This window comes from Pseudomonas sp. GW821-FHT09A09, assembly GCF_059418405.1.
Window position 1 is genome coordinate 14,805 of record NZ_JBWKPU010000033.1, and the last position, 20,423, is coordinate 35,227.

A 20,423-nucleotide genomic window follows, 5' to 3' on the forward strand; every position below is an offset into this window, starting at 1 on the left:
GCCAGGCGTTGCCACGCCCGGCGAATGCCTCGGGAGAGTCATCATGCGTGCTGCTCAATTGAAAGCTGTACTGCCGCGGGAGCTGCTCGCCTCTGTGGTTGTGTTTTTGGTCGCCCTGCCCTTGTGCATGGGCATTGCGATTGCGTCCGGCATGCCGCCGGCCAAAGGCCTGATTACCGGGATCATCGGTGGCCTGGTGGTGGGTTGGCTGGCGGGGTCGCCCCTGCAGGTCAGCGGCCCGGCTGCCGGGTTGGCGGTGCTGGTATTCGAGCTGGTGCGTCAGCACGGCATGCTGATGCTGGGGCCGATCCTCTTGCTGGCGGGCTTCCTGCAATTGGTCGCCGGGCGCCTGCGCCTGGGTTGCTGGTTCCGCGTCACGGCACCCGCGGTGGTGTATGGAATGCTGGCGGGGATTGGTGTGCTGATCGTGCTGTCGCAAATCCACGTGATGCTCGATGGCGCGCCCAAGCCTTCGGGGTTGGATAACCTGGCCGGGTTCCCGGCGGCTCTGGCTGAAGCCCTTCCGACGCTGGGTGGCGGCCTTGGCTGGCAAGCGGGGCTGCTGGGGTTGTCGACGATGCTGGTGATGTACCTGTGGGATAAATTACGCCCGCAAAGCCTGCGTTTCGTACCGGGAGCCTTGTTGGGTGTTGGTTTGACCACGGTGGTGAGCCTGGTGCTGGCCTTGCAGGTCAAGCGCGTGGAGGTTCCGGAAAACCTCGCGGACGCCATTGACTGGCTGCGCCCCAGTGACCTCCTGAACCTGGCGGACCCACAACTGCTGATCGCCGCCTTTGCTGTCGCGTTTATCGCCAGTGCTGAAACTCTGCTGTCCGCCGCTGCGGTCGACCGTATGCACAGCGGTCAGCGTTCTGATTTCGACAAGGAATTATCCGCTCAAGGTGTAGGCAACATGCTCTGCGGCCTGGTCGGCGCCTTGCCGATGACGGGTGTGATCGTGCGCAGTTCGGCCAACGTGCAAGCCGGGGCGACGACGCGTCTGTCGGCGATGTTCCACGGTCTTTGGCTGTTGGCGTTTGTGCTGTTGCTGTCGAGCGTGCTGCAGAGCATTCCAGTGGCGAGCCTGGCGGGCGTGCTGGTTTACACCGGGATCAAGCTGGTCGACCTCAAGGCGTTCAAGGCGCTGGGGCGCTATGGGCGGATGCCGATGCTGACCTATTCGGCGACGGCACTGGCGATCGTGTTTACCGACTTGCTGACGGGTGTACTGATCGGCTTCGGGCTGACGCTGGTCACCTTGGCCCTCAAGGCTTCACGGTTGAAAGTCAGCTTGATCGACCTGCCCCAGGACGGCGAGATGGAATTGCGGTTGGTCGGTGCGGCAACCTTTCTGAAAGTGCCGGCGTTGACTCAGGTGCTGGCAACGGTGCCTGCCGGGACGACCGTGCATGTGCCACTGAGCAACCTGAGTTACATCGACCATTCCTGCCTGGAGTTGCTGGAAGAATGGGGGCGTGCGAACGCGGCGAAGGGCTCGACGCTGGTGATCGAGGCGCGCGGCTTGAAGCGACGGCTGGAAGGTCGTGAGCGGACGACGGCAGGCCTGGGCTCAGCGCCTGCCTGACCACCACAAACCCCTTGTAGGAGCTGGCTTGCCAGCGATGAGGCCCGAAAGATCACCGAAATCTCAAGGCCCTTATCGCCGGCAAGCCGGCTCCTACAAAGGATGTGTCAGGCCGGCTGATCCAGCGCCAACTCAACCCCTAGCTGGCGCGACAGGCACGGCCAGCGCTTCCACGCGGCTTCCGTATCCGGGCTCTTGAGGGTCTCGCGGTAGGCCTCGACCGACTCCAGCGCAAAGCTGTCTTCGTTCAACATTTCATCCACGGCCAGGTGCACCGCTTCATCCAGCTGGTTGGCAAACTGCTCGCCAATCAATTGGTGTGCGATCAGGTTGGCAACCGTGGTGTCCGCCGGAATCAACGGCTGGCCGAAATGTTTGATGTACAGGTCGTTGACCTCTTCCACCAAACGATGGGCCAGGTAGGCCTCGTCCAGCAGGCCGTCGAGCCCTTCGTGGCCGGCCAGGATCGCAGGTGGCTGCAGGAAGAAATGCTCGGCGATTTTCAGTACCGGCTTGATCTGGCTTTCAATGCCGGCTTCGCGGGCCACGTCATTGGCGGCGTCCAGCAAGTCAGGGACGAGGTCGATGTAGGCGGTAACAAAACGGGTCATGACAATGTTGCGATCACCGTCAGCCAAAGAGATGGCCGAATGCAGGTGCGGCAATTGGGTTTCCAGTTGCTGGGCAAGCTGGCCAGTGCTGGCTTCGTGTTGATGGGCACGGGAAATCTGCTCGCGCAATGCGGCGGTGTTCATGAAAGCTCCAGTGATGCAGGCGTAGGAAAAGGGAGAGGATAAGGTAGCTCGTTTATACGAGCGCCTCAGACGCATTTGTCATAATTATTTCATGGTTATGCGCCTCCGTTATATCGAATTGCCATCGTTCGTCGGATAAACGATTCCGCCCCCGGTTTTATTGGCTCCGGCCGTCTGTTTTCGCTCATTTGCCCCTACACATTGCGGGGTTGCAGGGCGTGTCTATACTCGGATTTGTACGCAATTAGCTGATGACGCCCAACTGCATGAAGCAGGCAAGGCAAGGCGGTTGTAAGCAGTATGGAAGCCGCTCCCTTCGCCGCAGGTGCAAACCGGCGGGATAACAAGAAACATAAAGGGGAACCCGCAATGACGCGACATCCACACGTTTGGATGGGCCTACTGTTGTGGTCAGTATTCGGCCAGGCGCAAGCCGCCTGGACAACGAATATGGCGCCAGGGGCGACTGAAGTCAGCCACGCCGTGTTTGACCTGCACATGACCATTTTCTGGATCTGTGTGGTGATCGGCATTGTCGTGTTTGGCGCGATGTTCTGGTCGATGATCCTGCACCGACGGTCCACGGGCCAGGTGGCCGCCAAGTTCCACGAGAGCACGACCGTGGAAATCCTCTGGACCGTGGTGCCCCTGCTGATCCTGGTGGCCATGGCTATTCCGGCGACCAAGACCCTGATCAACATCTACGACAGCAGTGAGTCGGATATCGATATCCAGGTCACCGGCTATCAGTGGAAGTGGCACTACAAATACCTGGGCCAGGACGTGGAGTTCTTCAGCAACCTGGCCACGCCCGCCGAACAGATCCACAACCAGGCCACCAAGGGCGAGCACTATTTGCTCGAAGTCGACCAGCCTCTGGTGCTGCCGGTGGGTGCCAAGGTGCGCTTCCTGGTGACGGCGGCCGACGTGATCCATTCCTGGTGGGTGCCGGCCTTTGCGGTCAAGCGCGATGCGATCCCCGGGTTCGTCAACGAGGCCTGGACCCGCATCGAGAAGCCCGGCATCTACCGTGGCCAGTGCGCCGAGCTGTGCGGCAAGGACCACGGCTTCATGCCCATCGTGGTCGAGGTCAAGTCCAAGGCCGACTACGACACCTGGCTCGGCGAGCGTAAGGAAGAAGCCGCCAAGCTCAAGGAACTGACCTCCAAAGAGTGGACGCTGGAAGAGCTGGTGGCCCGCGGCGACAAGGTTTACCACACCACCTGCGTGGCCTGTCACCAGGCTGAAGGTCAGGGCCTGCCGCCGATGTTCCCGGCGCTCAAAGGTTCGCCGATTGCTACCGGCGCCAAGGAAGACCACCTGCACCGCGTGTATTTCGGCAAGCCCGGCACCGCCATGGCGGCGTTTGGCAAGCAGCTCTCGGAAGTGGACATCGCCGCCGTCGTCACCTACGAACGCAACGCGTGGGGCAACAACAAAGGCGACATGGTCACGCCCAAAGACGTGCTGGCTCTGAAACAGGCGCAAAGCAAATGACAGCCCTCACTGCGTATGCCCTGAACCGCCCCGCCCACTCGCTTGCAGGAGAACGGCCATGAGCACTGTGATCGACCATGGTCATGCCGACCATGCCCACGGCCCCGCCAAAGGCTTGATGCGCTGGGTGCTGACCACCAACCATAAAGACATCGGCACGATGTACCTGTGGTTCGCCTTCACCATGTTCCTGCTCGGTGGCTCGTTCGCCATGGTGATCCGTGCCGAACTGTTCCAGCCGGGCCTGCAGATCGTGCAACCGGCGTTTTTCAACCAGATGACCACCATGCACGGCTTGATCATGGTGTTCGGTGCGGTAATGCCGGCGTTTGTCGGCCTGGCCAACTGGATGATCCCGCTGATGATCGGCGCGCCGGACATGGCCCTGCCGCGCATGAACAACTTCAGCTTCTGGCTGTTGCCGGCCGCGTTCCTGCTACTGGTGTCGACCTTGTTCACCCCCGGTGGCGGGCCGAATTTCGGCTGGACCTTCTATGCCCCACTCTCCACCACTTACGCGCCGGAAAGCGTCACGTTCTTCATTTTCGCCATCCACCTGATGGGCATCAGTTCGATCATGGGTGCGATCAACGTGGTCGCCACCATCCTCAACCTGCGCGCGCCAGGCATGACGTTGATGAAAATGCCGCTGTTCGTGTGGACCTGGCTGATCACCGCCTTCCTGCTGATCGCGGTGATGCCGGTGCTGGCGGGTTGCGTGACCATGATGCTGATGGACATCCACTTCGGCACCAGCTTCTTCAGCGCGGCCGGTGGCGGTGACCCGGTGCTGTTCCAGCACGTGTTCTGGTTCTTCGGCCACCCTGAGGTGTACATCATGATCCTGCCGGCGTTCGGTGCCGTCAGCTCGATCATTCCGACCTTCTCGCGCAAGCCGCTGTTCGGCTACACCTCGATGGTCTACGCCACGGCGAGCATCGCGTTCCTGTCGTTCATCGTGTGGGCGCACCATATGTTCGTGGTCGGCATCCCGCTGGTGGGCGAGCTGTTCTTCATGTACGCCACCCTGCTGATCGCGGTGCCCACGGGAGTGAAGGTGTTCAACTGGGTCAGCACCATGTGGCAAGGCTCGCTGACCTTCGAGACGCCGATGCTGTTTGCCGTGGCCTTCGTGATTTTGTTCACCATCGGCGGCTTCTCCGGGCTGATGCTGGCGATTGCGCCTGCCGACTTCCAGTACCACGACACCTACTTTGTGGTGGCGCACTTCCATTACGTACTGGTGCCTGGCGCGATCTTCGGCATCTTCGCCTCGGCGTACTACTGGCTGCCGAAATGGACCGGCCACATGTACGACGAAACCCTGGGCAAGCTGCACTTCTGGCTGTCCTTCGTGGGCATGAACATGGCGTTCTTCCCGATGCACTTTGTGGGGTTGGCCGGTATGCCGCGCCGGGTGCCGGACTACAACCTGCAGTTCGCCGACTTCAACATGGTCTCGTCCATCGGCGCGTTCATGTTCGGCGCCACGCAGATCTTCTTCCTGTTCATCGTGATCAAGTGCATCCGTGGCGGCCCGCCTGCGCCGGCCAAACCGTGGGATGGGGCTGAAGGCCTGGAGTGGAGCATTCCTTCGCCCGCGCCGTACCACACCTTCACCACGCCGCCGGAGGTCAAATGAACACTCTGTCGAGGGTCACCTCGGTCTCCTGTGGGAGCTGGCTTGCCTGCGATGGCGGTGTGTCAGTCGACAATGTTTTCGACTGCAAGGCCGCTATCGCAGGCAAGCCAGCTCCCACAGAAAATCAACAGCGAGGGGGTGTGTGATGGCTGAATCGGTGCCGATCAGGCGGCTGGTCACCCGCCTGCTGATCCTGGTGGTGGCCATGTTCGCCTTCGGCTTTGCCCTGGTGCCGATCTACGACGTGATGTGCAAGGCCTTCGGTATCAACGGCAAGACCGCCGGGCAGTACGAGGGCGAACAGGTGGTGGACCCCACGCGCCAAGTGCGGGTGCAGTTCTTGTCCACCAATGCCATCGACATGGTCTGGGAGTTCCATTCCAAGGCCGATGAGGTGGTGGTCAACCCCGGTGCGGTCACCGAGATGCTGTTCGTGGCCTACAACCCGACGGATAAACCCATGACCGCCCAGGCCGTACCGAGCATTTCCCCGGCCGAGGCGGCGATGTATTTCCACAAGACCGAGTGTTTTTGCTTCACCCAGCAAGTGCTGCAGCCAGGTCAGCGCATCGAAATGCCGGTGCGTTTCATTGTCGATCGTGACATGCCCAAGGATGTGAAGCATTTGACCCTGGCGTACACGCTGTTCGATATCACTGCGCGCCAACCGCCGGTGGCTGTCCACACCGGGGGCTAGCTACTGTTTGCCCCCTCAATCAGGAGAGCGAATACATGTCGTCTCATGATACGTACTACGTACCAGCGCAAAGCAAATGGCCAATAATTGCTACGTTTGGCATGTTGATCACGGTGTACGGCCTGGCCGTGTGGTTCAACGACCTGAAGGCGGCGCGCCCGGAGTCTCATGGCCCGTGGATCTTCTTCGTCGGCGGCCTGTTGCTGGCCTACATGCTGTTCGGCTGGTTTGGCGCGGTGATCAAGGAAAGCCGCGCCGGTTTGTACAGCCCGCAGATGGACCGCTCGTTCCGCTGGGGCATGACGTGGTTCATCTTTTCCGAAGTGATGTTCTTCATCGCGTTCTTCGGTGCGCTGTTCTATGTGCGGCACATGTCCGGCCCGTGGCTGGGCGGCGAAGGCCACAAGGGCATCGCGCACATGCTGTGGCCGAACTTCGAATTTACCTGGCCGCTGCTCAACAACCCTGACCCGAAACTGTACCCGCCGCCCGAAGGCACCATCAGCCCGTGGGGCTTGCCGTTGGTCAACACGATCCTGCTGGTCAGTTCCAGCGTGACCATCACCCTGGCGCACCATGCCTTGCGCAAAGGTCATCGCGGGGCGTTGAAGATCTGGCTGGCGATCACCGTGCTGCTGGGCTGGGCGTTCCTGGGCTTCCAGGCCGAGGAGTACATGCATGCCTATAAAGAGCTGGGCCTGACCCTGGGCTCCGGCGTGTACGGCGCGACCTTCTTCATGCTCACAGGCTTTCATGGCGCCCACGTGACTATCGGCACGATCATTTTGTTCGTGATGCTGATGCGCATCCTCAAGGGGCACTTCAATGCCGAGCACCAGTTCGGTTTCGAGGCGGCCAGTTGGTATTGGCACTTTGTGGATGTGGTGTGGATCGGCCTGTTTTTCTTCGTCTACGTACTGTGACGCGTCTTACCACGGCGCATGGGATACCAGCTGGCCGCTGAAAAAGCCCCAGGCGATCAACGCCACGGTGATCACGGCCAGTACCACACGCACGGTCAGGGCGGTGACGAGGCGGTTGGAGTTGCCCTCGTCCTTGACCAGGAAGAACAAGCCGCTGAACAGGCTCGCGACGGTCGCGATCAGCATCAGGGCAATGGCGGCTTTGAGCATGGTTGGGTTCCTGGCGCGGTGGGCATTGAGGAGATGGGCGGGCAATGAAAACAAGTATAGCCACCGCCATAAAAGACTTTCGCCCAGGGCTCGCACCCACGCTGGTGGTGCTGGTGCTGCTGCCTTTGATGGTGGGCCTGGGTTTCTGGCAACTGTCGCGCGGCCATGAAAAGCAGCTGCTGGTGGACAGCTATGCCGAGCGTCGCGTGGCGGAGCCCGTCAGCAGTGCGCAGCTCAACGATATGGCAGACCCGGCCTTTCGCCGCGTGCGCCTGCGCGGCCAGTTCGATGCCGAACACAGCGTGTTGCTCGACAACCGCATGCGCGACGGCCGGGCGGGTGTGGAACTGCTGCAACCCTTTCACGACCAGGCCAGCGGCGAATGGCTGTTGCTCAACCGTGGCTGGCTGCCTTGGCCAGACCGGCGTGTCCCGCCCGTCTTCACCACCCCTGACCAGCCGGTGAACCTCGATGCCTGGGTCTACGTGGCCCCTGGCGAAACCTTCCAGCTGCATGCCGACCCGGCCACCGCACAGTGGCCGCGCCTGCTCACCGCGCTGCATCCGGCCGCCCTGTGGGCCGAGCTGGGCCGCAGCGGGTTTGCCTACGAGCTGCGCGCAGAAGCCGGCCCCGGTACGTACGACACCACCTGGGCGGTGGTCGCCATGGGCCCGGAAAAACACGTGGGGTACGCCGTGCAGTGGTTCGCCATGGCCTTGGCGCTGTTGGCGCTTTACCTCTACCTCGGATGGCATAACAAAAAGGAGAAGCACCATGGGAGCGGCCATGAATCCACTCAACATGTCTGATGCGCCTGCCACGCCCGACCGGCGCAAAGGCCGCTGGCAGTTGATCCTGATCCTGATGATGGTGATCGGCCCGATGGCGCTGGCCACCTTCATGTACAAGCTGCAGTTCTGGGTGCCCGACAGCCGCAGTTACCACGGCGAGATGATCGGCAACGGCCAGACCCGTGCCGACATCGGCGTGCAGGCCGACGAAGACCGCTGGCAACTGTTGGTGACTGCGCCCACCGCCTGCGCCGCTGATTGCCAGCAACTGGTGTACCTCGCGCGCCAACTGCAGATCAGCCTGGGGCGCGATGCCTCCCGCGCCAGCCATGCCCTGGCGAGTGCGCAGCCGGTCGGCGCCGAATACGAGGCCAAGCTCAAGGCCGAATACCCGCAACTGCAACGCTATCCCCTGGACCTGTCGACCTTCACCAAGGACGCCGCCGCACCCGGCGACGCGCAACTGTGGATCGTCGACCCCCACGGTAACCTCGTGCTGCGCTACGACGCCAAGGTCAAGGGCAAGGACTTGCTCAACGACCTGCGCCTGCTGCTGAAACTGTCGAACATCGGATAAGGGCATCGTCATGGCCAAGCCTGGATTTCGCCTCGCGCTGTTTGCCACCTTGCTGGCGCTGTTCGTCGTGCTGCTGGGTGCCTATACCCGCCTGACCCACGCCGGCCTGGGTTGCCCGGACTGGCCGGGTTGCTACGGCTTTATCAGCGTGCCCAAGACCGAAGCCCAGCTGGCCCATGCCGAGCTGCATTTCCCGGATACACCGGTCGAGGCCGACAAGGGCTGGGCCGAGATGACCCATCGCTACTTTGCCGGCACCTTGGGGTTGTTGATCGGGCTGTTGGCGGCGCGCTCATGGAGCCATCGACGTGATCCGGGCCAACCGGTGAAGTTGCCGCTGTTCCTGCTGGCGGTGGTGTTCGCCCAGGCGGCGTTCGGCATGTGGACGGTGACGCTCAAACTCTGGCCGCAGGTGGTGACCGGTCACCTGCTCGGTGGTTTTGCGACCCTGAGCCTGTTGTTTCTGCTGACCCTGCGCTTGTCCGGCGTGCTGCCCGCTTTGATCGTGCCCAAGCGCCTGCAATATTGGGCGACGGCGGGGTTGGTTCTGGTGATCGGCCAGATCGCGTTGGGAGGCTGGGTCAGTTCCAATTATGCGGCGGTGGCCTGCATTGACCTGCCCACGTGCCACGGCCAGTGGTGGCCAGCCGCGGACTTTGCCAATGGGTTTCACCTCACCCAGCACATCGGCCCCAATTACCTGGGCGGGCAGCTCGACAGCGATGCGCGTACGGCGATTCATCTAACCCACCGTATCGGCGCGGTCATCGTGACTCTGGTGCTGCTGGGCCTGGCCTGGCAACTGCGCGCGGTGGGCATGACGCGGTTGGCGGGCCTGCTGCTGATCGCGCTGGCGGCGCAGATCAGCCTGGGCCTGAGCAACGTGTATTTCCATCTGCCATTGCCCGTGGCGGTGGCGCACAACGCGGGTGGCGCGGCGCTGTTGTTGAGCCTGGTGCTGGTCAATTACCACGCCCGTACCAGCCTGGTCCGGGTGCGCAATCCGTCGCGATTTGGCTGGCGCTTCATTCCGCGCAAGCACGTATCGGGCCTCATCACCCTTAAAGGAGAGATGCCATGGCGACCTTGATCGGCGCACGCCACAGCCAGCCGATCTGGCGTGACTATTTGGAGCTGACCAAGCCGAAAGTGGTGGTGCTGATGCTCATCACCTCCCTGGTGGGCATGTTCCTTGCCACCCGTGCCGGGGTGCCGTGGACGGTGCTGGTGTTTGGCAACCTGGGGATCGCCCTGTGTGCCGGTGGCGCGGCGGCGGTGAACCATGTGGTGGACCGGCGCATTGATGCGGTGATGGCGCGCACGCATAAGCGCCCGCTGGCCGAAGGGCGTGTGTCGCCGCCGGCTGCATTGGCGTTTGCGTTGTTTCTAGCGGTGGCGGGGCTGGCCCTGCTGCTGGCGTTTACCAACCCGTTGGCCGCCTGGCTGACGCTGGCGTCGTTGTTGGGGTACGCGGTGATCTACACCGGTTTTCTCAAGCGCGCGACACCGCAGAACATCGTCATCGGCGGCCTTGCCGGGGCCGCGCCGCCGCTGTTGGGCTGGGTGGCCGTGACCGGGCATGTCAGCGCCGAACCCTTGCTACTGGTGCTGATCATCTTCGCCTGGACCCCGCCGCACTTCTGGGCCCTGGCCATCCATCGCAAGGAGGAATACGCCAAGGCTGACATCCCCATGCTGCCGGTCACCCATGGCGAGCACTACACCAAGGTGCACATCCTGCTCTATACCTTCGCCCTGCTGGCGGTGAGCCTGATGCCGTACGTGATCCACATGAGCGGCCTGTTGTACCTGGCCTGTGCGCTGCTATTGGGCGGGCGCTTTCTGCAATGGGCCCTGGTGTTGTACCGTGGCGCTCAGCCGCACGCGGCGATCAACACCTTCAAGTACTCTATCTGGTACCTGCTGCTGCTGTTCATCGCCCTGCTCGTAGACCACTACTTATTGTTGAACCTATGACTCGAACTCAAAAAACAGTCTTCATCCTGGTGGCCATCGTCGCGTTGATCATGGGCCTGACCGTCAACAAAGTGCTCTCGGGCAAAGGCCAGGGCGACCCTACCGCACTGATCGACGCCGGCATCATCCTGCTGCCGCAAAGCCGCCAGTTGCCGCCTGTCACCATGACGAACCAGGACGGCCAGCCGGTGGTGGTCAATGAGCTGAAGGGCAAGTGGAGCCTGCTTTTCTTCGGCTACACCTTCTGCCCGGATATCTGCCCCACCACCCTCGCCCAGCTGCGCCAGATCAAAAGCGAGCTGCCCAAGGAGGCTGTGGACAAGTTGCAGGTGATCCTGGTCAGCGTCGACCCGAACCGCGACACCCCGGCCCAGCTCAAGCAGTACCTGGGTTACTTCGACCCGCAGTTTGAAGGCCTGACTGGCGCGAACGTGGAGGATGTGCAGAAGGTTTCCAACGCGGTGAGTATTCCGTTCATTCCGGCCGATACCAGCAAGCCCAACTACACCGTCGACCACAGCGGCAACCTGGCCTTGATCGGTCCCGACGGGACTCAGCGTGGATTTATTCGGGCGCCGTTGAATAACCAGAAATTGGTGGCGCAGTTGCCGGTGTTGTTGAAGCGTCCATAAGCCTTGCGCTTATCCCACTGCCAACACAACCCCCTGTAGGAGCCGGCTTGCCGGCGATGGGGCCTTTGAGACCGGAGGTGATCTTGCTGGCCTCATCGCTGGCAAGCCAGCTCCTACAGGGGGGTGCCGGGTTTGAGCACCGGCTTAGCAATGCAAAACAACTGTGGGAGCTGGCTTGCCTGCGATTGCGGTGGGCCAGCTAACCTGTTCGGTGACTGACACTCCGTAATCGCGGGCAAACCCGCTCCCACATTTTTTGATCTCCGGTGTTTGGGAGATAGGGTTACATCAGAACGCTGGCTTGATCGCGCCTTTGTACTTCTCTTCGATAAATTGCTTCACTTCAGGCGTGTGCAGGGCTGCTACCAGCTTCTTCACGGCGTCCGAGTCCTTGTTGTCTTCGCGGGTGACCAGGATGTTCACGTAAGGCGAGTCGCTGCCTTCGATCACCAGGGCGTCCTTGGACGGGTCCAGCTTGGCTTCCAGCGCGTAGTTGGTGTTGATCAGCGCCAGGTCGACCTGGGTCAGCACGCGCGGCAGGGTGGCTGCTTCCAGTTCGCGGAACTTCAGGCCTTTAGGGTTGGCAGTGATGTCCTTGATGGTCGACAGGATGTTGGTCGGGTCCTTCAGGGTGATCAGGCCGTTCTTGGCCAGCAGCAACAGGGCACGGCCGCCGTTGGTGGCGTCGTTCGGGATGACCACGTTGGCACCGTTTGGCAGCTCGTCCAGCTTCTTGTACTTGCTGGAGTAGGCGCCCAGGGGCTCCAGGTGCACCGCGCCAACGCTCACCAGGTGAGTGCCCTTGGCCTTGTTGAATTCATCCAGGTACGGCTGGTGCTGGAAGAAGTTGGCGTCCAGGCGCTTTTCAGCCACCTGTACGTTTGGCTGCACGTAGTCGGTGAAGACCTTGACCTGTAAATCCACGCCTTCTTTGGCGAGTGCAGGTTTCACGAACTCCAGGATTTCCGCGTGGGGCACAGGCGACGCAGCGACCGTGATGGTCTCGGCGTGGGCGGAAAACGCGGCAACGGCGGCGAAAGCAACCAGTAGTTTTTTCATCCAACAAGCTCCTTGTTCGGGCATGTGCCGGCTTGTGGCCGGCAATGGCCGTTATTTTCGAGAAAAATGCACCACCAGCTTGTCGCCGACGGTTTGCAGAATTTGCACCAGGATCAACAGCATCACCACGGTGACCACCATCACATCAGTCTGGAAGCGCTGATAACCAAAGCGGATCGCCAGGTCACCCAAGCCACCGGCTCCGACCACACCGGCCATTGCCGTGTAGGACACCAGTGTAATCGCCGTCACCGTAATCGCCGCGAAAATGCCGGGGCGTGCTTCGGGCAGCAAGGCGTTGGTGATGATCTGGCGCGTGGTAGCGCCCATGGACTGGGTGGCCTCGATGATGCCGCGGTCCACTTCACGCAGGGCAGTTTCCACCAGGCGTGCGAAGAACGGCGTCGCGCCGACCACCAGCGGCGGGATCGCACCGGCCACGCCCAGCGACGTGCCGGTGAGCAGCACGGTGAAGGGGATCATCACGATCAGCAGGATGATGAACGGCAGCGAGCGCAGGATGTTCACGATCAACGACAGAAAGGCGTACAGACCTTTTTGCTCGAACAGCTGGCGCGGGCTGGTCAGGAACAGCAGCACGCCCAGCGGCAGGCCGAGCACCACGGTGAAGAACAGTGAGCCGAACAGCATGGTCATGGTGTCGCCGGTGGCGAGCCAGATTTCCGACCAGTCGATATTGGCGAAGAAACTCAACAAAACGTCCATTAGCGCAGGACCTCCATGTGGACGTCAGCCGCGGTAAAGCGGGCGAAGGCGGCTTCCATGTCCCCACCGGTGACGGCGAGGGTCAGTTGGCCGTAGGGCGTGTCTTTGATGTGGTCGATACGACCGGCGAGGATGCTGTAGTCCACACCTGTTTCACGGGCGACGGTACCCAGCAAAGGCGCGTAGGTCGCTTCGCCCTGGAACGTCAGGCGCACGATGCGACCCGGCACGTGGGCGAACACGTCGCGCTGTTCACCTTCGTCGACCTGCTCGGCTTCTTGCACGAAGCGCTTGGTGGTCGGGTGCTGTGGGTGCAGGAATACTTCAGCCACTGAGCCTTGCTCGACGATCACGCCGGCGTCCATCACGGCCACCTGGTCGCACACGCGGCGGATCACGTCCATTTCATGGGTGATCAGCACGATGGTCAGCTTCAATTCGCGGTTGATCTCGGCCAGCAGTTTGAGCACCGAGGCGGTGGTCTGCGGGTCGAGGGCGCTGGTGGCTTCGTCGCACAGCAAGATCTTTGGCTTGGTCGCCAGGGCGCGGGCAATGCCGACGCGTTGTTTCTGGCCGCCCGACAGCTGAGCCGGGTACTTCCTGGCGTGGTCCGACAGGCCAACGCGGGCGAGCAGTTCAGCCACGCGCAGGTCGATTTCCTTGCGCGACAATTCGCCGGCCAGGGTCAGTGGCAGCGCGACGTTGTCGGCGACGGTCTTGGACGCCAGCAAATTGAAGTGCTGGAAGATCATCCCGACCTGCTGGCGGAAACGGCGCAGGCCGTTGGCATCCAGGGCGGTGACTTCTTCGCCATCCACCGTGATCTGGCCGCCGCTTGGCTCCTCGAGGCGGTTGATCAGGCGCAGCAGGGTGCTTTTACCCGCACCCGAGTGGCCGATAAGGCCAAACACCTGGCCGTTCTCGACGCGCAGGCTGGTGGGGTGCAGCGCGGGGATATCCTTACCGGCGACGCGGTAGGTTTTATGGACGTTATGAAACTCGATCACGTAGCGAACCTTGTGGGGCGCATGGAAAAGGGATCAGCGGTTAGCCGGGCGCGCATTTTAGCCTGTCCGTATAGTCTTTCTTAGCATTTATTTCGCATTCATCCATCGATTTGGCAATAACGCGATCAAAGGTCATAAAAAAGGAACGGGCCAAAACCCCATCAGTCACTACTTAGGCAGCCCGATCACCCAGGTGCCGTGCCTGGGTCCGAATAAGGAGTTTTGACTGATGAGCACGAAAAAGCCAAAGAGCGAACTCGCCGGCACCGATACCCTGGACCGCAAGAACACCAACGCCAAACTTCAGGCCTTGGAAGCATTCCGCTCCGACGCTACCGGCCAGGCCCTGCGTACCAACCAGGGTGTGAAGATTTCCGACAATCAAAACAGCTTGAAGGCCGGCGCACGCGGGCCTTCGCTGCTGGAAGATTTCATCATGCGTGAAAAGATCACGCACTTTGACCACGAGCGCATTCCGGAGCGCATCGTGCATGCGCGGGGTACAGGTGCCCATGGCTACTTCCAGACCTATGAAAACCATTCGGCGCTGACCAAGGCCGGGTTTTTGCGGGATCCCGGCCATAAAACCCCAGTATTTCTGCGCTTTTCCACTGTGCAAGGGCCTCGGGGCTCCGGCGATACCGTGCGCGACGTTCGCGGTTTCGCGGTGAAGTTCTTCACCGACGAAGGCAATTTCGACCTGGTCGGCAACAACATGCCGGTGTTTTTCATTCAGGACGCGATCAAGTTTCCTGACTTTGTTCACGCGGTAAAACCTGAGCCTCACAACGAGATTCCTACAGGTGGCTCGGCCCACGATACGTTCTGGGATTTCGTGTCGCTGCAGCCAGAGTCGGCGCACATGGTGATTTGGGCCATGTCTGACCGGGCCATTCCTAAAAGCCTGCGCAGCATGCAGGGCTTTGGCGTACACACCTTCCGCTTCATCAACGCCGAAGGCCAGTCCAACTTTGTTAAGTTCCACTGGCGTCCTACGGCTGGCACCTGCTCGCTGGTGTGGGACGAAGCGCAAAAGCTCGCCGGTAAAGATACCGACTACCACCGCCGCGACCTATGGGAAGCGATTGAGATGGGCGATTACCCTGAGTGGGAATTGGGCGTGCAGGTAATTGCCGAGGAGGACGAGCATAAGTTCGACTTCGACATTCTCGATCCGACCAAGTTGATCCCTGAAGAGCTGGTGCCCATCACCCCGCTGGGCAAGATGGTGCTGAACCGCAATCCGGATAACTTCTTCGCTGAGGTCGAGCAGGTCGCGTTCTGCCCTGGGCACATCGTGCCGGGTATCGACTTTTCTAACGATCCGTTGCTGCAGGGACGTCTGTTTTCCTACACCGATACGCAGATCAGCCGACTCGGTGGCCCGAATTTCCATGAGTTGCCGATCAATCGCCCGGTGGCGCCGTTCCATAATGGCCAGCGCGATGCCATGCACCGCACCACGATAGACAAGGGGCGTGCGGCGTATGAGCCCAACTCCATCGACGGTGGCTGGCCGAAGGAAACGCCGCCCGCTGCACAGGACGGTGGTTTCGAGTCTTACTACGAGCGCATCGATGCCCATAAGGTGCGCGAGCGCAGTGAATCGTTTGGCGATCACTTCTCCCAGGCGCGCCTGTTTTTCCGCAGCATGAGCAAGCACGAGCAAGAGCACATCATTGCGGCCTACAGCTTTGAACTGGGCAAGGTGGAGCGTGAGTTCATTCGAGCGCGACAGGTGAATGAGATCTTGGCCAACATTGACCTCGAGCTTGCCAAGCGTGTGGCGCAGAACCTCGGGTTGCCGGTGCCGAAAAAAGGCACGGTGCCGGAGCGCAAAACCTCGTTGTCGCGCTCACCAGCCTTGAGCCAAGCCAATCTACTGCCCGGCAACATCAAGACGCGCAAGGTGGCGATCCTGGCGGCCAACGGCGTGGACGGCGCGGCGATCGAGGCGCTGAAGAAAGTGCTCAAGGCCGAAGGTGCCCATGCCAAATTGCTGGGGCCGACGTCGGCGCCGGTGACCACGGCGGATGGCAAGAGCCTGCCGGTGGACGCGTCGATGGAAGGCTTGCCGTCGGTGGCGTTCGACGCGGTGTTTGTGCCGGGTGGGGCGAAATCGGTGAAGGCCTTGAGTGAAGATGGCGTGGCGCTGCATTACCTGCTGGAGGCTTACAAGCATCTGAAGGCGATTGCGGTGGCCGGTGAGGCGAAGCAGTTGGTGGACCTGCTCAAGCTGGAGGCGGATGCGGGGTTGATCGTGGGCGGGGATGCCAAGGCGTTGAAAGCGTTTGTGGCGGCGATTGCGCAGCATCGAGTCTGGGATCGGGAGGCTAAGGCCAAGGCGATTCCGGCTTAAGCGTTTGGTTGACTGCTAGATTGTCATCGCAGGCAAGCCAGCTCCCACATTTGAAGTGTGAATACATTCAAGTGTGGAAGCTGGCTTGCCTGCGATGCTTTTTGCTTTATTGCGCCTTGCGCGGAATCAACACAATCTGCGCCGGGATCTTCTTCAAGATCTGCCGGTGAATCTTCAAGTCATACGCCGAATCAATGCGCTTCACCCGTTTGGTCAGTAGTGTGGCCAACCACGGGTAGTCCTCGGTGCGTGGCGCCTGGATGCTCACGTCGCAGTGGTAGTTCACCACGTCGGTAGCGATGGCATCGAGTTGATGACGCAGTTCTTCGATATCCGTGAGGTTCAGTGCCACTGTCGTGCTTTCAGCGGCCGGGTCGATGACCTTGGCGACGGGTTTGGCTTCGGCGGCCTTCAGGGCGGCTTCGGCTTTATCCAGTTCGGCTTTGCGGGCGTGGCTGATGGCGCTGTTGACGCCACCGGTGAGTGCTGGCGCTTTTGGCATCAGGGCGCGAGCGCGGCTCAAGGCCGTGGCAGCAGCGTTGACGTCACCTTTTTGCAGCACGATCTGGCTGCGCTGCAGGTAGGCTTCGGCCAATTGGCGCTGGTAGGGCTCCAGCGTCGGGTCGTTGGGCGACTGGGCTTGCAGTGCGGCCAACTCGTCTTCGGCGGTGGCCAGCTCGCTGCTGGCGAGGTTTTGCTCCAGCTGCGCGATGGCCGCAGCGCGTGCGTCCGGGACCTCGGGGGCCGCGGGCGGTGTGCTTTGACAGGCGCCCAGCAGCAGGGAAAATGCGGCAAGGAGCAGATAACGGGCGGTGAACGGCTTCATTCCTGCGACTCTCTATTTGCGCAAAAAGCGAGCAAGTCTACACCCCTCGACGGGGCAGGACAAAACTCAGCAGAAACAGGGCGGCGGCCGTGACCACAATCGATGGCCCGGCCGGCGTGTCCTTGAACCAGGACAGCGCCAGGCCCCCGCACACTGCAAGCATCCCCAACAGGCTGGCGCCGATGGCCATCTGCTCCGGTGACCGGGCGTGACGCTGGGCGGCGGCTGCGGGAATGATCAACAGCGACGTGATCAACAATACGCCGACAATCTTCATCGCGACAGCGATCACCACCGCGATCAACAGCATCAGGGCCATGCGCAGGGTCGGCACGGGCAAACCTTCGACCGTGGCCAGTTCTTCGTGCACAGTGATCGCCAGCAGTGGGCGCCACAAGGTGACCAATAACACCAGCACCACGGCACTGCCGCCGAGGATCCAGGCCAGGTCGGTGGGGCTGATTGCCAGCAGGTCGCCAAACAGGTAGGCCATCAGGTCGATGCGCACTTCATGCATGAAGCTCAGCACCACCAGGCCCAGGGACAGTGTGCTGGGTGCCAGGATGCCGAGCAGGGTGTCGGAGGCCAGCGGCTGGCGCTGTTGCAGCGTCACCAGCAGTACCGCCAGCAAGAGGCAGCCTACGGTCACGGCGATGGTCGGGCTGACATCCAGCAGGAAACCCATGGCCACGCCCAACAGCGCGGCATGGGACAACGTGTCGCCAAAATAGGCCATGCGCCGCCAGACCACGAACGAGCCCAACGGGCCCGCCACCAGCGCCAAAGCCAAGCCTGCCAGCAGGGCGTACAGCAGAAAATCAGCCATGCTTGCAGCTATCTCCATGAACGTGGGTGTGGGGTGTTGCGGGATCGTCTACTACGGCGCCGTGCAGGTCATGGGCGTGGTCGTGATGGTGGTGGTAAATCGCCAGGCTTTGGGCGTTCTTGCCGAACAGCTCGACAAAGGCCGGGTCGCCACTGACCTGTTCCGGGTGGCCGGAGCAGCACACGTGGCGGTTGAGGCACACCACCTGGTCGGTGGTACTCATCACCAGGTGCAGGTCGTGGGAGACCATCAGCACGCCGCAGCCATGGCGGTCGCGCAGGCGGGTGATCAGGCTGTACAGCTCGGCCTGGCCGGCGACGTCGACGCCCTGCACGGGCTCATCCAGCACCAGCAATTCGGGTTCGCGCAACAGTGCGCGGGCGAGCAGCACGCGCTGCATTTCGCCGCCGGAAATGCTTTGCACCGGGCTGTCGATCACCTGCTCGGCGCCGACTTCCTTGAGCGCAGCCAGTGCGCGGGTACGGTCCACACCCGGCACAAGGCGCAGGAAGCGCAGCACGGAGAGTGGCAGGGTCGGGTCGACGTGCAATTTTTGGGGCATGTAGCCGACGCGCAGCTTGGGTTTTCGCCATACCGTGCCGCTGTCGGGCTTGAGCAGGCCAAGCACCGCACGCACCAGGGTGGTCTTGCCGGCGCCGTTGGGGCCGATCAGGGTGACGATCTGCCCCGGCTCCACGCTGAGTGCGATGTTATCCAGCACGTTTTGCCCGGCGAACGTGACCCCAACCTGTTCCAGGCGGATTAACGCATTGCTCATCAAGCCCCCTGGCAGCCCGAGCACAGGCCGACCACTTCGACCGTTTGCCCTTCGACCTTGAAGCCGACCTCGGCAGAGCTCTTGATGATGGCGTCGCTGATGCTTTTTTGTTCAAGCTCGATGGCGGCGTGGCACTCGCGGCAGATCAGGAACTGGCCCTGGTGCGCATGTTCCGGGTGGCTGCAACCGACAAAGGCGTTGAGCGAGGCGATGCGGTGAACCAGGCCGTTTTCCAGCAGGAAGTCCAGCGCACGGTATACGGTCGGCGGCGCGGCGCGGCGGCCATCCTGCTCGCTGAGTACGCCGAGGATGTCGTAGGCGCCCAGCGGCTTGTGGCTCTGCCACACCAGTTCCAGCACGCGACGACGCAGGGCGGTCAGGCGCAAACCCTTCTGCGTGCAGAGGGTGTCGGCTTCCGACAGCGCGGTATGCACGCAGTGAGAGTGGTCATGGGGACGGCTGGCAAGCGGTGTTTTAGGCATGAGCGGCGACAGACATTTGATAGAGACGTTATTATGTTACCCGTTCCTACGCCATTGAGTGGTCATCGTGTCCCGACTTTTTCCCGTTTTTGTCGTATTTGTCACCAGTTTGTTCATTGCGGGTGCCGCTCAGGCCGAGGTCAAGGTGCTGACCAGCATCAAGCCGTTGCAGCTGATTGCCGCTGCTGTGCAGGAGGGTGTGGCTATTCCGGAAGTGTTGCTGCCACCGGGTGCCTCGCCGCATAACTATGCGTTGCGCCCATCCGACGTACGGCGTGTGCAGTCGGTGGACCTGCTGTACTGGATCGGGCCGGACATGGAGAGCTTCCTGCCGCGCGTGCTCAAGGGGCGTAGCTTGCCGACCGTGGCCGTGCAGGATCTTCCTGGCATGAAACTGCGTCGTTTTGCCGAAGATAGCCACTCTCATGCCGATGATGCCGACGAACATGATCACGATCACCGACCAGGCAGCCTGGATGCGCATCTGTGGTTGTCGACGGTGAATGCCCGCGTGATCGCAGCGCGCATGGCAACGGACCTTAGCGCTGCCGACCCGGCCAATGCCGCACGGTACCAGAGCAACGTGAAGGCGTTCGATGAGCGTCTGGATGCCCTGGATGCCCGTCTGAAGGCTCGCCTGGCAACCGTGGGTGACAAGCCTTACTTTGTGTTCCACGAAGCCTTCGACTACTTCGAAGACGCTTACGGGCTCAAGCACACCGGCGTGTTCAGTGTGGCCGCCGAAGTGCAGCCGGGCGCCCAGCACGTGGCGGCGATGCGCACGCGATTGCAGGAAGTGGGCAAGACGTGTGTGTTCAGCGAGCCGCCACTGCGCCCGCGCTTGGCTGAGACGCTGGTGGCGGGTCTGCCGGTGAAGCTGGCGGAGTTGGATGCGTTGGGTGGGTACACGCCCGCCACCGCTCAGGGGTATGAGCAGGTGCTGGAGAAGCTGGGCAATGATCTGGCGGGTTGTCTGGAGTCGCTCTAACCGTCACCGCATGATCCTGTGGGAGCTGGCTTGCCTGCGATAGCGTCAGACCAGCCAGCATCTCTGTTGCTGGCCCACCGCTATCG

General features: G+C 61.6%; 21 protein-coding genes. 12 read left to right on the top strand and 9 right to left on the bottom strand.

Annotated features, from left to right (window positions below; all coding sequences use genetic code 11):
* The first annotated feature begins 43 nt into the window (after positions 1 to 43).
* On the top strand, positions 44 to 1,585 hold the full coding sequence (locus AC07OV_RS23915; protein ID WP_495093111.1) for a SulP family inorganic anion transporter: 1,542 nt from the start codon (positions 44 to 46) through the stop codon (positions 1,583 to 1,585).
* 107 nt (positions 1,586 to 1,692) lie between these two features.
* Here the strand turns inward: AC07OV_RS23915 and AC07OV_RS23920 are convergent, their stop codons facing one another.
* Positions 1,693 to 2,340 (bottom strand): hypothetical protein, encoded by a 648-nt coding sequence (locus AC07OV_RS23920; RefSeq protein WP_494998486.1) that lies wholly within the window; start codon positions 2,338 to 2,340, stop codon positions 1,693 to 1,695.
* 369 nt (positions 2,341 to 2,709) lie between these two features.
* Between AC07OV_RS23920 and coxB the strand changes: the two genes are divergently transcribed.
* From coxB to AC07OV_RS23940, 4 genes are all read left to right on the top strand, one after another.
* A complete protein-coding gene (gene coxB / locus AC07OV_RS23925; RefSeq protein ID WP_494998487.1) occupies positions 2,710 to 3,837 on the top strand; it encodes a cytochrome c oxidase subunit II in 1,128 nt (375 codons plus the stop codon).
* A 58-nt stretch (positions 3,838 to 3,895) separates the two neighbouring features.
* Positions 3,896 to 5,479 carry a cytochrome c oxidase subunit I gene (ctaD, locus tag AC07OV_RS23930; protein ID WP_017137901.1) on the top strand — a complete coding sequence of 528 codons (1,584 nt, stop codon included), beginning with the start codon at positions 3,896 to 3,898 and terminating at the stop codon, positions 5,477 to 5,479.
* Between the two features lie 145 nt (positions 5,480 to 5,624).
* The gene (locus tag AC07OV_RS23935; protein ID WP_176994625.1) at positions 5,625 to 6,176 is read left to right on the top strand and encodes a cytochrome c oxidase assembly protein; all 552 of its coding nucleotides are present in this window, start codon (positions 5,625 to 5,627) and stop codon (positions 6,174 to 6,176) included.
* A 35-nt stretch (positions 6,177 to 6,211) separates the two neighbouring features.
* A complete protein-coding gene (locus AC07OV_RS23940; protein ID WP_176994626.1) occupies positions 6,212 to 7,099 on the top strand; it encodes a cytochrome c oxidase subunit 3 in 888 nt (295 codons plus the stop codon).
* A gap of 6 nt (positions 7,100 to 7,105) precedes the next feature.
* Here the strand turns inward: AC07OV_RS23940 and AC07OV_RS23945 are convergent, their stop codons facing one another.
* Positions 7,106 to 7,309, bottom strand: a complete 204-nt coding sequence (locus tag AC07OV_RS23945) for a twin transmembrane helix small protein (RefSeq protein WP_176994627.1) — start codon at positions 7,307 to 7,309, stop codon at positions 7,106 to 7,108.
* 44 nt (positions 7,310 to 7,353) lie between these two features.
* On the opposite strand from AC07OV_RS23945, the gene AC07OV_RS23950 reads away from it, so the two are divergent.
* The 5 genes from AC07OV_RS23950 to AC07OV_RS23970 are packed head-to-tail and all read left to right on the top strand — an operon-like array spanning position 7,354 to position 11,286.
* Entirely contained in the window at positions 7,354 to 8,118 is a 765-nt protein-coding gene (locus tag AC07OV_RS23950; RefSeq protein ID WP_494998488.1) for an SURF1 family protein, read from the top strand.
* Positions 8,084 to 8,677, top strand: a complete 594-nt coding sequence (locus AC07OV_RS23955; protein ID WP_494998489.1) for a PA_0111/PP_0108 family redox-active disulfide protein — start codon at positions 8,084 to 8,086, stop codon at positions 8,675 to 8,677. Before AC07OV_RS23950 ends, AC07OV_RS23955 begins: the two co-directional genes overlap by 35 nt.
* 10 nt (positions 8,678 to 8,687) lie before the next feature.
* Positions 8,688 to 9,767 carry a COX15/CtaA family protein gene (locus AC07OV_RS23960; protein ID WP_176994630.1) on the top strand — a complete coding sequence of 360 codons (1,080 nt, stop codon included), beginning with the start codon at positions 8,688 to 8,690 and terminating at the stop codon, positions 9,765 to 9,767.
* Complete coding sequence (gene cyoE, locus AC07OV_RS23965) at positions 9,755 to 10,654, top strand: heme o synthase (RefSeq protein ID WP_494998490.1); 900 nt, start codon at positions 9,755 to 9,757, stop codon at positions 10,652 to 10,654. The genes AC07OV_RS23960 and cyoE overlap by 13 nt, the downstream gene beginning before the upstream one ends.
* The gene (locus AC07OV_RS23970; protein WP_495093112.1) at positions 10,651 to 11,286 is read left to right on the top strand and encodes an SCO family protein; all 636 of its coding nucleotides are present in this window, start codon (positions 10,651 to 10,653) and stop codon (positions 11,284 to 11,286) included. Before cyoE ends, AC07OV_RS23970 begins: the two co-directional genes overlap by 4 nt.
* A 288-nt stretch (positions 11,287 to 11,574) precedes the next feature.
* Here AC07OV_RS23970 and AC07OV_RS23975 read toward each other — a convergent pair whose 3' ends face one another.
* The 3 genes from AC07OV_RS23975 to AC07OV_RS23985 are packed head-to-tail and all read right to left on the bottom strand — an operon-like array spanning position 11,575 to position 14,078.
* Complete coding sequence (locus tag AC07OV_RS23975) at positions 11,575 to 12,345, bottom strand: MetQ/NlpA family ABC transporter substrate-binding protein (RefSeq protein ID WP_494998492.1); 771 nt, start codon at positions 12,343 to 12,345, stop codon at positions 11,575 to 11,577.
* 51 nt (positions 12,346 to 12,396) lie between these two features.
* The gene (locus tag AC07OV_RS23980; protein WP_078739990.1) at positions 12,397 to 13,071 is read right to left on the bottom strand and encodes a methionine ABC transporter permease; all 675 of its coding nucleotides are present in this window, start codon (positions 13,069 to 13,071) and stop codon (positions 12,397 to 12,399) included.
* Positions 13,071 to 14,078 carry a methionine ABC transporter ATP-binding protein gene (locus AC07OV_RS23985; RefSeq protein WP_494998493.1) on the bottom strand — a complete coding sequence of 336 codons (1,008 nt, stop codon included), beginning with the start codon at positions 14,076 to 14,078 and terminating at the stop codon, positions 13,071 to 13,073. Before AC07OV_RS23985 ends, AC07OV_RS23980 begins: the two co-directional genes overlap by 1 nt.
* Before the next feature lie 229 nt (positions 14,079 to 14,307).
* On the opposite strand from AC07OV_RS23985, the gene katE reads away from it, so the two are divergent.
* The gene (gene katE, locus AC07OV_RS23990; protein WP_494998494.1) at positions 14,308 to 16,437 is read left to right on the top strand and encodes a catalase HPII; all 2,130 of its coding nucleotides are present in this window, start codon (positions 14,308 to 14,310) and stop codon (positions 16,435 to 16,437) included.
* 106 nt (positions 16,438 to 16,543) lie between these two features.
* Here katE and AC07OV_RS23995 read toward each other — a convergent pair whose 3' ends face one another.
* The 4 genes from AC07OV_RS23995 to AC07OV_RS24010 are packed head-to-tail and all read right to left on the bottom strand — an operon-like array spanning position 16,544 to position 19,349.
* The gene (locus AC07OV_RS23995; protein ID WP_494998495.1) at positions 16,544 to 17,263 is read right to left on the bottom strand and encodes a PA5502 family lipoprotein; all 720 of its coding nucleotides are present in this window, start codon (positions 17,261 to 17,263) and stop codon (positions 16,544 to 16,546) included.
* 37 nt (positions 17,264 to 17,300) lie between these two features.
* Positions 17,301 to 18,089: a zinc ABC transporter permease subunit ZnuB gene (gene znuB / locus AC07OV_RS24000; protein WP_176994637.1), complete on the bottom strand. Its 789-nt coding sequence runs from the start codon at positions 18,087 to 18,089 to the stop codon at positions 17,301 to 17,303.
* Complete coding sequence (gene znuC, locus AC07OV_RS24005; protein ID WP_176994638.1) at positions 18,082 to 18,867, bottom strand: zinc ABC transporter ATP-binding protein ZnuC; 786 nt, start codon at positions 18,865 to 18,867, stop codon at positions 18,082 to 18,084. The genes znuB and znuC overlap by 8 nt, the downstream gene beginning before the upstream one ends.
* Positions 18,867 to 19,349 carry a Fur family transcriptional regulator gene (locus AC07OV_RS24010; protein WP_371319321.1) on the bottom strand — a complete coding sequence of 161 codons (483 nt, stop codon included), beginning with the start codon at positions 19,347 to 19,349 and terminating at the stop codon, positions 18,867 to 18,869. The genes znuC and AC07OV_RS24010 overlap by 1 nt, the downstream gene beginning before the upstream one ends.
* A gap of 58 nt (positions 19,350 to 19,407) precedes the next feature.
* Between AC07OV_RS24010 and AC07OV_RS24015 the strand changes: the two genes are divergently transcribed.
* Complete coding sequence (locus AC07OV_RS24015) at positions 19,408 to 20,337, top strand: zinc ABC transporter substrate-binding protein (protein WP_494998496.1); 930 nt, start codon at positions 19,408 to 19,410, stop codon at positions 20,335 to 20,337.
* Positions 20,338 to 20,423: the final 86 nt, after the last annotated feature.

What these genes read in the sequence shown, in the direction of transcription:
- AC07OV_RS23995 (WP_494998495.1), bottom strand. Translation starts at nt 17,263, where the DNA reads ATGAAGCCGTTCACCGCCCGTTATCTGCTCCTTGCCGCATTTTCCCTG.
- coxB (WP_494998487.1), top strand. Translation starts at nt 2,710, where the DNA reads ATGACGCGACATCCACACGTTTGGATGGGCCTACTGTTGTGGTCAGTA.
- ctaD (WP_017137901.1), top strand. Translation starts at nt 3,896, where the DNA reads ATGAGCACTGTGATCGACCATGGTCATGCCGACCATGCCCACGGCCCC.
- AC07OV_RS23970 (WP_495093112.1), top strand. Translation starts at nt 10,651, where the DNA reads ATGACTCGAACTCAAAAAACAGTCTTCATCCTGGTGGCCATCGTCGCG.
- AC07OV_RS23935 (WP_176994625.1), top strand. Translation starts at nt 5,625, where the DNA reads ATGGCTGAATCGGTGCCGATCAGGCGGCTGGTCACCCGCCTGCTGATC.
- znuC (WP_176994638.1), bottom strand. Translation starts at nt 18,867, where the DNA reads ATGAGCAATGCGTTAATCCGCCTGGAACAGGTTGGGGTCACGTTCGCC.
- AC07OV_RS23975 (WP_494998492.1), bottom strand. Translation starts at nt 12,345, where the DNA reads ATGAAAAAACTACTGGTTGCTTTCGCCGCCGTTGCCGCGTTTTCCGCC.
- AC07OV_RS23980 (WP_078739990.1), bottom strand. Translation starts at nt 13,071, where the DNA reads ATGGACGTTTTGTTGAGTTTCTTCGCCAATATCGACTGGTCGGAAATC.
- AC07OV_RS23945 (WP_176994627.1), bottom strand. Translation starts at nt 7,309, where the DNA reads ATGCTCAAAGCCGCCATTGCCCTGATGCTGATCGCGACCGTCGCGAGC.
- AC07OV_RS23920 (WP_494998486.1), bottom strand. Translation starts at nt 2,340, where the DNA reads ATGAACACCGCCGCATTGCGCGAGCAGATTTCCCGTGCCCATCAACAC.
- AC07OV_RS23915 (WP_495093111.1), top strand. Translation starts at nt 44, where the DNA reads ATGCGTGCTGCTCAATTGAAAGCTGTACTGCCGCGGGAGCTGCTCGCC.
- AC07OV_RS23955 (WP_494998489.1), top strand. Translation starts at nt 8,084, where the DNA reads ATGGGAGCGGCCATGAATCCACTCAACATGTCTGATGCGCCTGCCACG.
- katE (WP_494998494.1), top strand. Translation starts at nt 14,308, where the DNA reads ATGAGCACGAAAAAGCCAAAGAGCGAACTCGCCGGCACCGATACCCTG.
- AC07OV_RS23960 (WP_176994630.1), top strand. Translation starts at nt 8,688, where the DNA reads ATGGCCAAGCCTGGATTTCGCCTCGCGCTGTTTGCCACCTTGCTGGCG.
- znuB (WP_176994637.1), bottom strand. Translation starts at nt 18,089, where the DNA reads ATGGCTGATTTTCTGCTGTACGCCCTGCTGGCAGGCTTGGCTTTGGCG.
- AC07OV_RS24010 (WP_371319321.1), bottom strand. Translation starts at nt 19,349, where the DNA reads ATGCCTAAAACACCGCTTGCCAGCCGTCCCCATGACCACTCTCACTGC.
- cyoE (WP_494998490.1), top strand. Translation starts at nt 9,755, where the DNA reads ATGGCGACCTTGATCGGCGCACGCCACAGCCAGCCGATCTGGCGTGAC.
- AC07OV_RS23940 (WP_176994626.1), top strand. Translation starts at nt 6,212, where the DNA reads ATGTCGTCTCATGATACGTACTACGTACCAGCGCAAAGCAAATGGCCA.
- AC07OV_RS23950 (WP_494998488.1), top strand. Translation starts at nt 7,354, where the DNA reads ATGAAAACAAGTATAGCCACCGCCATAAAAGACTTTCGCCCAGGGCTC.